Consider the following 14,847-nt stretch of genomic DNA (forward strand, 5'->3'; position numbering starts at 1 on the left):
CGCCGCAACATGAAAGCTTAGAACCTTGCGCCTGTCCCGCTGTTTCCTGCCGGTCCTTAAGGAAAGCCCGACTGACGCCCAGATCGTCAGTCATAAGCTGATGCTCCGCGCCGGGCTCGTCCGCCAGACCGCTGCCGGCATCTACGCCTGGCTGCCGATCGGCTTTCGCGTCCTCCAGAAGATCGAGCAGATCGTCCGCGAGGAGCAGGACAAGGCGGGCGCCATCGAGCTTCTCATGCCCACACTACAGTCTGCAGACTTGTGGCGCCAATCGGGCCGCTACGACGCCTATGGGCCGGAAATGCTGCGCATCAAGGACCGTCACGAGCGCGAGATGCTCTACGGCCCGACCAACGAGGAAATGATCACTGCGCTCTTCCGCGACGACGTGAAGAGCTACCGCGACCTCCCGCGCACACTCTACCACATCCAGTGGAAGTTTCGCGACGAGGTCCGCCCGCGCTTCGGCGTGATGCGTGGCCGCGAGTTCCTGATGAAGGACGCCTACAGCTTCGACCTCGACGAGGCCGGCGCACGCCAGAGCTACTACACGCAAATGCTGGCCTATCTACGAACTTTCCAGCGCATGGGCATCCAAGCCGTGCCGATGAAGGCGGCCTCCGGCCCCATCGGTGGCGATCTTAGCCACGAATTCATCGTCCTTGCGCCCACCGGTGAGAGCGAGGTCTTCTACGACGCGGCCTTCGACGAGTTCGACTGGGCACAGCCGGGCCTCCGCTACGACGACCCCGCCGGACTTGAGAAACTGTTCCAGCAGGTGACCGCAACATATTCTGCGACCGACGAAACCCATGACGAGGCGCGCTGGGCCGAGGTCGCCGAAGGCCGCCGACGCACCGGTCGCGGAATCGAGGTCGGGCACATCTTCTATTTCGGCAAGAAATATTCGGAATCGATGGGTCTCAAGGTTTCCGGCCCCGACGGATCGATGGTGACCCCGGAGATGGGCAGCTACGGAATAGGCGTCTCGCGGCTTGTCGGCGCAATCATCGAGGCGAGCCACGACGACAATGGCATCATCTGGCCGGACGCGGTCGCGCCGTGGAAGGTCGGGATCGTCACCATGCGCGGCGACGATGCCCCGTCCATCGCCGCGGCCGAGGAACTTTACTCCAGGCTCACTGAAGCCGATGTCGACGTGCTCTACGACGACCGCGACGAGCGCGGCGGCGTCAAGCTCGGTTCGATGGACCTCATCGGCCTGCCCTGGCAGGTAATCATCGGCCCGCGCGGGCTCGAAAAGGGCGTCGTCGAACTCAAGAACCGCAAGACCGGCGAGCGCGAGGAGCTCTCGCTCGAATCCGCGCATGCGCGCCTGACCGCATGATCCTCAACCGCTACGAACGGATGATCGCCAAGCGCTACTTGCTTCCGGGCAAGGGTGAGGGCTTCATCTTCATGGTCGCGACGATCAGCCTGATCGCGGTCGCGTTAGGCGTCGCCGCGCTGATCGTCGTGATGAGTGTTATGAACGGCTTTCGGGCGGAGCTGTTCGACAAGAGCGTGGGCCTCAACGGCCACGCCATCATCCAGGGCTACGACGGTCGGCTGTCGAACTGGGAGCAGATCGCCGTCGCTGCCCGCAAGACGCCGGGCGTCACCTCCGCACAGCCGCTGATCGAGCAGCCGCTGATGGCATCGGCCAACGGCCGCGTCGAAGGGGTGCTGGTCCGCGGCGTGCTGACCCAGGACATTCGCACCAACAAGGTGATGAACGAGAACGTCCGCTCGGGCGACATGCGCTCGATCACGCCCGGCAGCGGACGCGTCGCCATCGGTATTCGGCTCGCCGAAAAACTTGGCGCCTATCCGGGCTCGGAAATCGCCCTGATCAGCCCGGAAGGCCGATCGACCCCGATCGGTACAGTGCCACGCATCGTAAGCTACACCGTCGGCGCGGTGTTCGAGGTCGGCATCTACGACTTCGACAGCGCGTTCGTCGTCATGCCGATGCAGGACGCGCAAACCTTGCTGATGATGGGCGACGATGTTGGGCTGGTCGAGGTCCAGACGACGGATCCCGACAATGTCGGTCAAATCCTCGCGCCGCTTCAGTCGGTGGTGGCCGGCAAAGGCATCGTTATCGATTGGAAGCAGATGAATTCCGCCCTGTTCGAAGCGCTCGAGATCGAACGGGTGGCGATGTTCTTCGTCCTTTCGCTGATCATCCTGGTCGCGGTGTTCAACATCCTTTCGTCCCTGATCATGCTGGTTCGCGCCAAAACCCGCGACATCGCCATCCTGCGAACCATGGGGGCCAGTCGCTCAGGCCTGATGAAGGTCTACATGACGGTCGGAACTATCATTGGCGGCGTCGGAATTATGGCCGGACTATTGCTCGGCGCGATAATCCTGCTGTTCCGGCAGCAGATAACCGGCGCCTTCCAGCTCGCTACGGGTGCCAACCTTTGGGACCCGTCAGTGCGCTTCCTTACCGAGATGCCGGCCAAGACCGATCCAGTGGAAGTCGCCGCCATAGTCATCACCGCGCTGGTGCTGAGTTTCCTCGCGACGATTTATCCGGCTTACAAGGCCGCCTCGACCGACCCAGTGCAGGTGCTCCGCTATGAGTGATGCTGTCCTCCAGACCCGAGGGCTCAAGCGCAGCTTCATACAGGGTGACGTCACTATCGAGGTGCTTCGCGGCATCGACCTTGCCGTGAAGCAGGGCGAAATCATTGCGCTGCTTGGACCGTCCGGTTCGGGCAAGTCGACCCTTCTTCAGGCCGTCGGACTGCTCGAAGGCGGGTTCGAAGGCTCGATCAGCATCGCCGGGGAAGAAGCTGCAAGGCTCGACGACGAGGGACGCACGCGCGTCCGCCGCGACACCTTGGGATTCGTCTATCAGTTCCACCACCTGCTTCCAGACTTCGACGCGATCGAGAACGTCATGCTCCCGCAACTCATCCGGGACGTCTCCCCGGATGACGCTCGGGCGCGCGCTTCAGAACTGCTCGGCAAGCTCGGCCTTTCACAGCGGCTCGATCATCGCCCGTCGAAACTCTCCGGCGGCGAACAGCAGCGTGTGGCCGTCGCCCGTGCGCTCGCCAACCGGCCGCCCTTAGTGCTGGCCGACGAGCCGACCGGCAACCTCGACGAGGCCACCGCCGATCGAGTCCTGGCGGAGTTCCTTTCACTTGTGCGCGGGGAGGGCAGCGCCGCGCTGATTGCCACCCACAATGAGCGCCTCGCGGCCAAGATGGACCGGGTCGTCCGCCTCCATGAGGGCCATCTCCAATGAGTGCGGCGTTGGTCCTCGCAACCTTGTTGCAGGGGTCGACGCCGTCGCCGCCGCCATCCGGGCCTGGGTGCAACAGCCCTGAATCGCATCAATGGGATTTCTGGGTCGGTTCGTGGGAGGTCCGTCCCAATGGTGCTGAAAAGGTCATCGCCCATTCGCTGATCGAGAAAAAATATACCGGTTGTGCCATCCGCGAAAACTGGATGCCCGTCGGTAGGGAGCTGAACGGCGGTGGCGGCAGTCTCAGTTTTTACGATCCGGCCCGCAAGAAATGGCGGCAGGTGTGGATCGACAGCAGCGGCACCCGCGTCGATCTAGATGGCGGCTTTGAGGACGGAGCCATGATGATCGTTGGCGAATGGGCCAATTTCGTCGGCCCCGGGAAGGGCGCGCTTGTGAAGATGCGCTATCAGCTCCAGCCCGACGGCCAGGTTCGGCAGTGGAGCGAAGCCTCGACCGACGGAGGCAAGACTTGGTCGCCGGGTTTCGATTTTCTTTATCGGCGCGCACCCCTGCCTCACTTCAAATAATTGTGGAAAAGGCCGTGAGCCGGCCTTGGTCGCTGGGTCCGCGCGGCGCATAGTGCTGGCAATGTCCGTTCAGCCCTACGTTCCGCTTCGAGTCTTTTCGTCCTTCACCATGCTCGATGGGGCGATCGAACCCAAGGCAATCGCTAAGCAGGCCCGGCAGCTCGGCTTTCCCGCCGTCGCCCTGACGGATCGAAACGGCCTTTACGCGGCCATGCCGTTCAGCGACGCCTGCATTGCCGAGGGCGTCCAGCCGATTATCGGCGTGACGCTCGCCGTCGCCCGCCCGGAAGACATCGGTCCCAAGGGCATCATCGACTGGGTCGTCCTGCTCGCCCAAGACGAAGACGGCTATGCGGCGCTGTGCCGGCTCGTCTCGTCCGCCCATCTCGACCGGCCGCTGGAGCAGGACCCGCACGTCCTCTTCGAAGCCCTTGCCGACAGCGCTGGCCTGCTTTGCCTGACCGCGGGCGGGGAGGGGCCATTGCACGGCTTCTCGCCGAAGGGCGCGCTGGAAAGGCCGCCGACTATCTCTCCCGCCTAGGCCAATTCTTTCCCGGCCGCCTGTATATCGAGCTCAGCCGCCGCGGCGATTCGACCGAAGAAGCGTCGGAGAATGCGCTCATCGATCTCGCTTACGCCCGCGATCTCCCGGTCGTCGCCACTAACCCGGCGCAATATTCTGAACCGTCGTTTCACGCGGCTCATGATGCCATGCTGTGCATCGCCCAGTCGACCTATGTGGACAGCGACGAGCGCGCGGTCAGCTCTGCCCATGCATGGCTCAAGCCGGGCAGCGACTTGGAAGGCCTGTTCGTTGACCTGCCGGAAGCCATCGCCAACACAGCCGTCATCGCCCAGCGATGCGCCGTTTCCGCGCCGAAGCGACGCCCAATCCTCCCACGCCTAAGCGACGACGAGGACGAGACCCTCCGCCGCGAGGCCCATGACGGCCTTGCCAAGCGTCTCGCCGACCGAAGTGAAGAGGACATCGGGCGCTATCGGACGCGGCTCGATTTCGAAATCGACGTCATTACCCGCATGGGGTTCGCCGGCTACTTCCTGATCGTCGCCGACTTCATCAAATGGGCCAAGGCCAACGACATCCCGGTCGGGCCGGGCCGCGGCTCCGGCGCCGGCTCGGTCGTCGCCTGGGCGCTGACGATCACCGATCTCGACCCCATTGAATTGAACCTGCTGTTCGAGCGCTTCCTCAACCCCGAGCGCGTGTCGATGCCGGACTTCGACATCGACTTCTGCGAAACCCACCGCGACAAGGTCATCGCCTACGTCCAGCAGAAATACGGCCGCGACCGGGTGGCGCAGATCATAACTTTCGGTCGCTTGAAAGCCCGCGCCGTTCTGAAGGACACGGGCCGCGTGCTTCAGATGAGCTACGGCCAGGTCGACCGGCTCGCCAAGCTAGTCCCGAACCATCCGACCGACCCTTGGACCCTGGAGCGCGCGCTCAAAGGGGTTACCGAGCTTGCCGCCGAGGTCCGCAACGATCCCGACGTGAAGCGGCTGTTCGACCTGGCGATGAAGCTGGAGGGCCTGCCGCGCCACAGCTCGACCCACGCCGCTGGCGTCGTCATCGGCGATCGCCCGCTCGACCAGCTCGTCCCGCTCTACCGCGACCCGCGTTCCGATATGCCGGTCACGCAGTTTGACATGAAATATGTCGAGGCGGCAGGCCTGGTGAAGTTTGACTTCCTCGGCCTGAAGACATTGTCGGTGCTGAAGGAAGGCCAGCGCCTACTCGAGCAGCGCGGCATCTCCGTCGAATTCGCCAAGCTGACCTGGGACGACCCGGCGGTATTCGATCTCCTGCAGCGCGGCGACACGGTGGGTGTGTTCCAGCTCGAGTCAGAAGGGATGCGGCGAACGCTCGCCCAGGTCCGGCCGACAAGCTTCGGCGACATCATCGCTCTGGTGTCGCTCTACCGCCCTGGCCCGATGGACAACATCCCGCTGTTCGGCGACCGCAAGAACGGTCGTGCCCCACTCGCTTACCCGCACCCCCTGCTCGAGGATGTACTGAAAGAAACCTACGGCATCTTCGTTTACCAGGAGCAGGTGATGCAAGCGGCGCAGGTGCTGGCCGGCTACAGCCTCGGCGACGCCGACCTGCTTCGCCGGGCGATGGGCAAGAAGATCCAGAGCGAGATGGACGCCCAGCGATCGCGCTTCGTCTCCGGCGCTGCTGAGAAGGGTATTTCAGCCGCCAAGGCCAACGAGCTGTTCGACTTGATCGACAAGTTCGCCGGCTACGGCTTCAACAAGAGCCACGCCGCCGCTTACGCCTTGGTCGCCTATCACACCGCTTGGCTGAAGGCGCATCACCCGGCCGAGTTCTTCGCCGCGTCGATGAGCTTCGACATGCACCAAACGGACAAGCTGGCGCTGTTCGTCGAGGACGTGCGCCGAAGCGGACTCGAATGCCTCCCGCCCGACGTCAATGCGTCTCAAGCGGCGTTCAGCGTAGAGGAAAAGGATGGCGCGCTCGCCGTCCGCTATGCGCTCGGCGCGTTGAAGGGAGTCGGTGAGAAGGCGATGGAAGCACTCGTCGAGGAACGCGAAGCCAACGGCCCGTTCCAATCGCTGGAGGATTTCGCGGGCCGGATCGATCCAAAACTGCTCAACCGCCGCCAGATCGAGAGCCTTGCCGCTGCCGGCGCATTCGACAGCATCAACTCGGACCGGGCGACGGTGTTTGCAGCTGCCGAAACGATCCTCGCCCATGCAGCGTCCGCCAATGATCAGCGCACCAGCGGCCAGCATGGCCTGTTCGGTGGCGGGATGGCGATCCCGTTACCCAGATCCGTCTTCCGAAGAATGCCCGCTGGTCGCTTGCCGAAGGCATGGCGGCCGAGCGCGAGGCGTTCGGCTTCTACTTCTCGGCCCATCCAGTCGATGCCCAGCGGCACCTGCTTGCCGCCCACAAGGTAAAGAGTTTCGCGCAGCTTTCGGGTGTCCCAATCCCCGCCGATGGCCGCGCCTCCGCGTCGATGGCGGGCCTCGTCGAGGATGCACGCTGGCGTACCTCGGCGCGCGGCCGCCGCTACATGATGGCGACAATATCCGATGCGTCCGGACAATATGTCGCCACGGCTTTCGACGACGAGGCGACCGACGCGCTCGAACGCGCGGCCAAAGCCGGTGACTGCGGTCTTATGACGGTCGAGCTGGACCGGCGACCCGGCGAAGACATGCCGCGGGTCACCGTCAAGCGCTTCCAGTCTCTGGAGGGCCTCGCAAAGCGGACTCGGCTGCAGTTGAAGTTGAAGGTACCGGATGAGCAACTCATCGGCCCCGTTGCCGCCGAACTCGCACCGCATCGCGGAAGCAACGGCATCGTCAGGATTGCCTTGCCGGTCAGCGGGGGGCGAATGGCAACCTTTCTCGTCGGCCAGGATTTCGCGCTCGATGCGGACCTAGCGATGCGCCTGGAACGACTGCTCGGCGAAGGGCAGGTGGAATTGAGCGCTCCGCCAAAGCTGGCACTGGTTGGCTAGGCCTTAGCCAACCTCATTGCCGGGAGCTGGCCCGGGCTCGTCCTGGGTCTGCTCAACCGGTGATTGTTCAGGCGGCGGTCCAAGCAGCACGCCGGGCTGGTCGGCGCTCGGCTCCGCCGGAGCGAGAGGATCGGCGGCCACCTCGTTGATCGCCGTCGTGTCGACGGTTTCTTCCGGTGGCGGCGGCGTTGCCGTTTCATATTCGTCGCCCGGAATGACCGTCGGCTTGGTGACCTTAGGCGGCGCCTTCTGCGGCGGCGCAACTGTGCCCTGGTAGACACAGGCGTCGAGGCCGTCGCGGCCGACTACGCCGATCCGCGCGGCGATGCTATTGCCATAGCGGCGAGTGAAGCCCTTGGGCGCGATGGCGCCGCGCTTCTTCGGCAGCGGCAGGACGGCGGCAATCCGTGCGGCTTCGGTGGCGGTCATCGCGCTCGCATCATGCCCAAAATAGCGCATCGACCCGGCGTTTGCGCCATAGGTGCCGATACCGGTCTCGGCGACGTTGAGGTAGACCTCCATGATTCGCCGCTTCCCCCAGATCTTCTCGATCAGGAAGGTGAAATAGGCCTCCATTCCTTTGCGGAAATAGCCACCGCCCTGCCAAAGGAAGACGTTCTTCGCGGTCTGCTGGCTGATCGTGGAGCCGCCGCGAATCCGCCCGCCGCTGGCATTACGCTTGGCTGCGTCCTGGATGGCGTCCCAGTCGAAGCCCTGATGCGCGCAGAATTTGCTGTCCTCCGCGCCGATCGCCGCGCTTACCATGTCGCGGTCCATTTCGTCCAGACTCATCCAGTCCTTGTCGATTCCTCGGCCTGCGACCAGGTCGCCAACCATCGTCGCTGTGATCGGCGGCGGGACGAAACGGTAGATCACGACCAGGCCGATGGTGATCAGGAAGAACCACAGGATAAGCTTGAACAGGAAGCGGCCGATGCCGCTTTTGGAGGAACGCTTGCGCTTGTAGGCGGGGATGGTTGTCGGTCGCTTGGCCATCGCTTTTGACTAGCAAGCCGCAATCAAAAGGAAAGCCCCGGCGGCGCCCGCCTCAGAAACGCGAAAGCCCCGGCAACCGAAGTTGCCGGGGCTCCATGGTTTTGGTCCGAAGACCTCAACCACGCGATTGTTAGACCATGATTCGAGTAGCGAGTCCAGCACCCGGCAAAAGAAATATTTTCGGCCATTATCTGAACCGTGGATAACATTGTCGTTGTGAAGACCCTGTTTCGCGCCGAACCGATGCAGAATCCCGTCAGGTTCATTCGGCGCACAGGCTCAAAACGCCATGATGAGGCGTTTGTTTTCTGAGATTTAGCAAGAAACGGAAGGTCAATCATGACCCGCAAGATGATTTTGATCGCCGGCGTTGCCGGCCTCGCCCTGATCGCGCCGGCGAATGCCGAGCGTGGCGGCCGCGACAAGGGCGGCGAAGCTGCCGGTGCGCCGCAGCAGCAACGGGCGGAGCGCCCGCAACGTGCGGAACGACCGCAGATGGAGCGTGTCGAACGCCCGCAGCGCATGGAGCGGCAGGCTCAGCGCGCAGAACGTCCGCAGCAGATCGAGCGTCAGCAGGTTCGGCAGGTTGAACGGGTTCAGCGCGTGCAGCGGCAGGAAAGCCGCCGCGCGGAACGCCCGCATCGGGTCGAGCGCCAGCAAATCCGCCAAGTTGAGCGTGCTCAGCGCTTGGAGCGCCAAGACGTTCGCCGAGCCGAACGTCCCCAACGGATCGAGCGTCAGCAGGTTCGCCAGGTGAAGCGCACCCAGCGCCTGGAGCGGCAGGAAATCCGTCGCGCCGAACGTCCGCAGCGCATCGAACGCCAGCAGCTGCGGCAGGTTGAACGCGCCCAAGGTATCGAGCGCCAGCAACTACGTCAGGACGTTCGCCGGGCCGAACGTGTTCAGCGGATCCAGCGTCAGGCACTTCGCGACAATGGCCGTGAGCTTAGGCAGGCTGCGAGGGAAGATCGCAAGCTGCGCCGCACAGCGCAATTCGCCGATCGCCAACAGCGTCAGTTCGACCGGATCGTCGATCGTCGCGAAATGCGTCCGATGAAGGAAATCCGCCAGCAGCGCGTCGCGCTAGGCGAACGCATCGCGGCAACCGCCTTCGCGCCGGTCCCGGCCATTTACGGCACGCGCTACGTGGACACGCCGGACTATTACTATCGCTATGACGACGATTACGGCTACGTCTACCGGATCGACCGCGACAACAGCATCGTCAGCGGACTCTACCCGCTGTTCGGCGGCTATTCGGTCGGCGATCCGTGGCCGTCGACATATCGAAGCAGCTATGTGCCGTACGGCTACCAGGCCTATTATTACGACACACCGGACTATTATTACCGCTACGACGGCAATGCGATCTATCAGGTCGACGCCGGCACGCAGCTGATTTCGGGCATCGTCGCGCTACTGCTCGGCCAGTCGCTCGGCATCGGCCAGGTGCTTCCGTCGAGCTACAACACGTACAACGTCCCGCTGCCCTATCGCAGCAGCTATTACGACACCAACGATGCATGGTACCGTTATGGTGACGGCTTCATCTATCAGGTCGACCCGTACACGCGCCGGATCGAGGACCGCTATCCGCTCTACGCGGACAGCTACATGGTCGGGCAGCCGTGGCCGGTGGCCTATCCAGACTACAACGTGCCTTACGGCTACCGCGACCTCTATTACGATACGCCGCAGTATAATTACCGCTACGCTAATGGCGGCATCTATCAGGTTGATCCGACGACGCAGCTGATTACGGCGCTGGTGGCGCTCGTCAGCGGCCAGCAGTTCGGGGTCGGCCAGCCGATGCCGGTCGGCTACAGCACTTACAACGTGCCCTTCGCGTATCGTGACCGATATTATGACACTCAAGACGATTACTACCGCTACGCCAATGGCTACATCTACGAGGTGGATGCCGACACCGGCATCATCGAAGACGCTTATCCCGTCTACGCCTGACCTGTAGATTGAAAGTCGCAAGGGAAGGGGGCGGAGCCGCAAGGTTCCGCCCCCTTCGTCTTGCCGCGCCGCAGCAAGGCTTATATCTGCGGCCTCATGACATCGACCAACGACCTTCGCCGCGGTTTCCTCGAATATTTCGAGCGGGAAGGGCATGCGCGCGTGCAATCCGCGCCACTGGTCCCGCACAACGACCCGACACTGATGTTCGTCAACGCGGGCATGGTGCCGTTCAAGAACGTTTTCACGGGCCTCGAAACGCGGCCCTACAAGACCGCAGTGTCCTCTCAGAAATGTGTTCGCGCCGGCGGCAAGCACAACGATCTCGACAATGTCGGCTATACCGCGCGGCACCACACCTTCTTCGAAATGCTGGGGAATTTTTCCTTCGGCGACTATTTCAAGGACCAGGCGATCAATCAAGCCTGGACCCTGCTCACGAAGGAGTGGGGGCTGTCGCCTGACCGGCTGACCGTCACCGTCTACCACACCGACGACGAAGCCTTCGACATCTGGAAGAAGGTAACCGGCTTTTCCGATGACAAGATCATCCGCATCCCCACCAAGGACAATTTCTGGGCGATGGGCTCGGACGGCCCGTGCGGTCCGTGTTCCGAGATTTTCTTCGACCATGGCGACCATCTTCCCGGCGGCCCTCCAGGTTCTCCCAACGAGGACGGCGACCGCTTCGTCGAGATCTGGAACCTCGTCTTCATGCAGTTCGAGCAGGCCAATGACGAAATCGTCAGCGAGCTGCCGAGCAAGAGCATCGACACCGGCATGGGCCTCGAGCGTGTCGCCGCCGTCATGCAGGGCGTCCACGACAATTACGACACGGACACGTTCAAGGCGCTGATCCACGCGTCAGAGGAGCTGACCCGGACGCGCGCCGAAGGGGAAAGACAAGCCTCGCACCGGGTCATCGCCGACCATCTTCGCGCGTCCGGCTTTCTCGTCGCCGACGGCGTTCTCCCGGCCAATGAGGGGCGTGGCTATGTCCTTCGCCGGATCATGCGCCGTGCAATGCGCCATGCGCACCTGCTTGGCGCGAAGGATCCGTTGATGCATCGGCTTGTCCCGCAGCTGGTTGCAGAGATGGGTCAGGCGTATCCGGAGCTGGTTCGTGCACAGCCGCTCATTGAAGCGACCCTGCTCCAGGAAGAGACCCGCTTTCGCCAGACGCTCGCCAATGGCCTCAAGCTGCTCGACGAAGCGACTTCAGGCCTTGAACGTGGTGGCACGCTGCCCGGCGAGACTGCCTTCAAGCTCTACGACACGTTTGGCTTTCCCTACGATCTCACCGAAGATGCGCTCCGCCCGCGCGGGATCGCCGTCGATCGCACCGGTTTCGACAGTTCCATGGCCGAACAAAAGGCCAAAGCCCGCGCCGCCTGGAAAGGCTCGGGCGAAAAGGCCAGCGACGAATTGTGGTTTGACCTGGCAGAGGAGGTCGGTGCGACCGAATTCACCGGCTATTCTAGCCACGAGGGCGAGGGCCAGGTTCAGGCGCTCGTCAAGGACGGCAAGCGCGTCGAGCGCGCCGCCCAGGGCGAGGAAGTGCTCGTCGTGCTGAACCAGACACCCTTCTATGGCGAGAGCGGGGGACAAATCGGTGATGCCGGAAAACTGACGTCGCTCAAGGGGTTGGAAGCCATCGTTGAGGATACGTCGAAGCCGCTCGGAAAACTTCATGTGCTCCGCGCAATGGTGCAGAAAGGCGAAATCCACGTCGGGGAATCGATCCATCAGTCGGTGGATGTCGTGCGCCGCACCGCGACCCGCGCCAACCACAGCGCAACGCATTTGCTTCACGCCGCGCTGCGCAAGGTGCTCGGCGAGCATGTCACGCAAAAGGGCAGCCTTGTCGCGCCCGACCGCCTGCGCTTCGATTTCTCGCATCCCAAAGCGCTCTCGCCCGACGAAATCGCGGCGATCGAGGCGGACGTGAATGCCGAGATTCGCGCCAACGAGCCGGTTTCGACGCGGCTCATGACCCCGGACGAGGCGGTCGCAGCCGGTGCGCTCGCCCTGTTCGGTGAGAAATATGGCGACGAGGTTCGAGTCCTCAGCATGGGCCGGCAAGGCGATGATCGTCACTACTCCGTGGAGCTGTGCGGCGGCACGCACGTCGACGCCACTGGCGATATCGCCCTGTTCAAGATCATCGGCGAAAGCGCGGTCTCATCAGGCGTTCGCCGCATCGAGGCGCTGACTGGGGAGGGTGCGCTCGCCTGGCTGAACGCCCGAGAAGCCCGGCTTCGCGACGTCGCCGCCAGCCTCAAGACCGCACCCGAAGACGTGCCTTTGCGCGTCGCTAGTCTCGTCGAGAGCAACCGCCGGCTCGAAAAGGAACTCGCGGACGCGAAGAAAGCGCTCGCAATGGGCGGGGGCGGGAAGAGCGAAGCGGTGGGCCTGGAAGATGTCGCCGGCTTGAAATTCCTCGGTCAGGTTGTCGAAGGCCTCGATCCCAAGGGTCTTCGCGGTGAGGTCGACGGGATGAAGCAGCGCGTCGGCAGCGGCATCGCCGCGCTTGTAGCAGTCAATGATGGCCGCGCGAGCGTGGCGGTCGGGGTTACCGACGATCTCGTCGGCCAAGTCAGCGCCGTGGACCTGGTCAAGGCAGCCGTAACCGCGCTCGGCGGGCAAGGAGGCGGCGGCCGTCCCGACATGGCGCAGGGCGGGGGCCCGATGGCGAAAAGGCGGATGAGGCGCTCGCTGCCGTTCGCGAAACGCTGGCCCGGGTTGCCGCCTAACTGCTCAGGCGCCGGCGCCCAAGGGTCGGCTCCGCATCGAGTTCGCCGTCGCGCATGATCGCCGCCCGGAGGTCGCTGCGTTTCTCGTGGATGCTGGCGATGACCGGCCCCATGGCGACGCCGATGTCGACTAGCACGGCCTCCGACAGCTGAAGCGAGGCCTCCACCGCTTCCGGCACGGCATCGGTCACTCCCGCTTTGTAAAGCCGGGCCGCATGGTCGGTGTCGCGTGCCCGGGCAATGATGGGCAGTTCGGTGTGTGCTTCCCGAAGCCTCCTGGTCAGCCGCGTCGCCAACACAGGATCGTCCATCGTCAGGACGACAGCCTTCGCCTTGCCGAGATCGAGCTTTTCGACAAGTTCGCGGCGGGCAATGTCCCCAAACATCACGGAATAGCCCGCCTCCCTCGCTTCGATGAAGCCGTCGATGTCGTTCTCGATCGCAAGATACGGACGACCGTGCGCATCCAGCATGTCGGCGACGATCCGGCCAACCCGACCAAAGCCGACAATGACGGTCAGCCCCTCGGTCGGACCAAGCTCGATTGAAGCGAGCGTCCTGCGGTCGACCCGCCGCGCAGTCCAACGGCCCAGGCTCGCGAGCAGCGGCGTGATGGTGAGGCCGATCGCCGTCGCCGCCGACCAGAAGGCTACCGTGTCGGGGGTCAGGATGCCGACCGCCCCGGCCGCGCCGAGCACGATCAGAGTGGTTTCCGATGGGCTTGCCATCAGCACGCCCGTCTCGGCAGCCACGCCGAGCCGCGCTCCGGAGAGCCGCAGCAATGCACCGGTCACAATGGCTTTCACCAGGATTACCGCGGTCAGCGCAGCAAGCAGCTCGACCCACTGATCGAGCAGCGCCATGACTTCGATGCGCATTCCCACACTGATCAGGAAGACGCCAAGAGCGAGGCCTTTAAGCGGCTCGATCACGACATCGACTTCATGCTGGTAATCGGTCTCGGCAATGACGAGCCCGGCCACAAGTGCGCCAAGGATCGGCGACAAGCCGACCGCTCGAGTCAGCACTGCGGAAAGGATGACCACTAGTAGCGAGATCGCCAGGAACAGCTCGGGCTTTTTCGATCGCGCAGCCTGCGCGAACAATGAGGGCAGCAAGAAACGTCCGGCCACCAGGATGCCGAGGATCACCAGAGTGCCTTCGAGTGCGATCGAGCTGAGGCTGGCAGTGCTCGTCGCCGCGCCGCCCGCCGCTCCGATCAGGAACAGCATGGGCACAAGCGCCAGATCTTCGAACAGCAGCATGGACAGCGCTGCGCGGCCGACCGGGCCTTGGGTTCCGCTGATCGGAAGGACGAGCGCGGTCGAGCTCATGGCCAGGGCAAGGCTCAGCCAGAGCGCGCTTTGCGTCGGCCAATCCACTGCGATCAGGAATCCGCCGATCAGCGCCGCAGTGCCGAGCATTTCGGCAGCGCCAATGCCGAAGACCATCTTTCGCATCGCGATGAGCCTCCGGAAGCTGAGCTCCAGCCCGATGGAGAAAAGCAGCAGGATGATTCCCAGCTCGGCGAACGGCTCGATCCCCTCGGGATTGGTGATCGTGATAGCTTGGAGCCAGGGATACTGATCAGTCAGTGCTCCGAGGCCGAATGGTCCCACGATGATCCCGACGATGATGAAACCGATGACCGGATTGATTCGGAAGCGCGCAAACGTCGGAATGATGATTCCCGCTGCACCAAGGATAGTCAGCGCGTCGGACAGTGCTGGGGTAATCTCCGCTTCGGTGGCCATGTGCCCTTAAAAGCATGGCGTGTCAGACTTGTCACCGGCACCAGCGGGCTGCCCACGCGTTTCCTTGCCAAGGAG

8 protein-coding genes and 3 pseudogenes are annotated in these 14,847 nt (G+C 63.4%); 7 read left to right on the plus strand and 4 right to left on the minus strand.

All coding sequences use genetic code 11. From position 1 onward, the window contains the following. The first annotated feature begins 25 nt into the window (after positions 1–25). The 5 genes and pseudogenes from proS to dnaE all read left to right on the plus strand — a co-directional run bounded on the left by proS (position 26) and on the right by dnaE (position 7,304). On the plus strand, positions 26–1,348 hold the full coding sequence (proS, locus tag G7076_RS05760) for a proline--tRNA ligase (RefSeq protein WP_166201155.1): 1,323 nt from the start codon (positions 26–28) through the stop codon (positions 1,346–1,348). Beyond that, positions 1,345–2,595: a lipoprotein-releasing ABC transporter permease subunit gene (locus tag G7076_RS05765; protein WP_166201157.1), complete on the plus strand. Its 1,251-nt coding sequence runs from the start codon at positions 1,345–1,347 to the stop codon at positions 2,593–2,595. The genes proS and G7076_RS05765 overlap by 4 nt, the downstream gene beginning before the upstream one ends. Beyond that, positions 2,588–3,262: an ABC transporter ATP-binding protein gene (locus tag G7076_RS05770; protein ID WP_166201159.1), complete on the plus strand. Its 675-nt coding sequence runs from the start codon at positions 2,588–2,590 to the stop codon at positions 3,260–3,262. The genes G7076_RS05765 and G7076_RS05770 overlap by 8 nt, the downstream gene beginning before the upstream one ends. Then, a complete protein-coding gene (locus G7076_RS05775; protein ID WP_166201161.1) occupies positions 3,259–3,792 on the plus strand; it encodes a DUF1579 domain-containing protein in 534 nt (177 codons plus the stop codon). Before G7076_RS05770 ends, G7076_RS05775 begins: the two co-directional genes overlap by 4 nt. Positions 3,793–3,853: 61 nt before the next feature. Beyond that, a pseudogene (gene dnaE, locus G7076_RS05780) lies at positions 3,854–7,304 on the plus strand (DNA polymerase III subunit alpha). A gap of 276 nt (positions 7,305–7,580) precedes the next feature. Here dnaE and mtgA read toward each other — a convergent pair. The 3 genes and pseudogenes from mtgA to G7076_RS05795 form a co-directional block, all read right to left on the minus strand. Further along, positions 7,581–8,300 (minus strand): annotated as a pseudogene (mtgA, locus tag G7076_RS05785) (monofunctional biosynthetic peptidoglycan transglycosylase); the annotation flags it as partial. A 333-nt stretch (positions 8,301–8,633) separates the two neighbouring features. Next, on the minus strand, positions 8,634–9,170 hold the full coding sequence (locus G7076_RS05790; protein WP_166201165.1) for a hypothetical protein: 537 nt from the start codon (positions 9,168–9,170) through the stop codon (positions 8,634–8,636). Beyond that, positions 9,171–9,308 (minus strand): hypothetical protein, encoded by a 138-nt coding sequence (locus G7076_RS05795; protein WP_166201167.1) that lies wholly within the window; start codon positions 9,306–9,308, stop codon positions 9,171–9,173. A 36-nt stretch (positions 9,309–9,344) separates the two neighbouring features. Here G7076_RS05795 and G7076_RS05800 point away from each other — a divergent pair, with 36 nt between their 5' ends. Both G7076_RS05800 and alaS read left to right on the plus strand, forming a co-directional pair. Next, the gene (locus G7076_RS05800; protein ID WP_166201169.1) at positions 9,345–10,265 is read left to right on the plus strand and encodes a hypothetical protein; all 921 of its coding nucleotides are present in this window, start codon (positions 9,345–9,347) and stop codon (positions 10,263–10,265) included. A gap of 96 nt (positions 10,266–10,361) precedes the next feature. Continuing rightward, positions 10,362–13,018: pseudogene (alaS, locus tag G7076_RS05805) on the plus strand (alanine--tRNA ligase). On the opposite strand, the gene G7076_RS05810 reads toward alaS, so the two are convergent. Continuing rightward, positions 13,015–14,772 (minus strand): cation:proton antiporter, encoded by a 1,758-nt coding sequence (locus tag G7076_RS05810; RefSeq protein WP_166201171.1) that lies wholly within the window; start codon positions 14,770–14,772, stop codon positions 13,015–13,017. The pseudogene alaS and the gene G7076_RS05810 sit on opposite strands and share 4 nt — an antisense overlap. Between the last annotated feature and the right edge of the window lie 75 nt (positions 14,773–14,847).

Origin of the sequence: Sphingomonas sp. HDW15A, assembly GCF_011301715.1 — a bacterium.
Classification (GTDB): domain Bacteria; phylum Pseudomonadota; class Alphaproteobacteria; order Sphingomonadales; family Sphingomonadaceae; genus Sphingomicrobium.

What these genes read in the sequence shown, in the direction of transcription:
- G7076_RS05765 (WP_166201157.1), top strand. Translation starts at nt 1,345, where the DNA reads ATGATCCTCAACCGCTACGAACGGATGATCGCCAAGCGCTACTTGCTT.
- G7076_RS05770 (WP_166201159.1), top strand. Translation starts at nt 2,588, where the DNA reads ATGAGTGATGCTGTCCTCCAGACCCGAGGGCTCAAGCGCAGCTTCATA.
- G7076_RS05775 (WP_166201161.1), top strand. Translation starts at nt 3,259, where the DNA reads ATGAGTGCGGCGTTGGTCCTCGCAACCTTGTTGCAGGGGTCGACGCCG.
- G7076_RS05800 (WP_166201169.1), top strand. Translation starts at nt 9,345, where the DNA reads ATGCGTCCGATGAAGGAAATCCGCCAGCAGCGCGTCGCGCTAGGCGAA.
- G7076_RS05810 (WP_166201171.1), bottom strand. Translation starts at nt 14,772, where the DNA reads ATGGCCACCGAAGCGGAGATTACCCCAGCACTGTCCGACGCGCTGACT.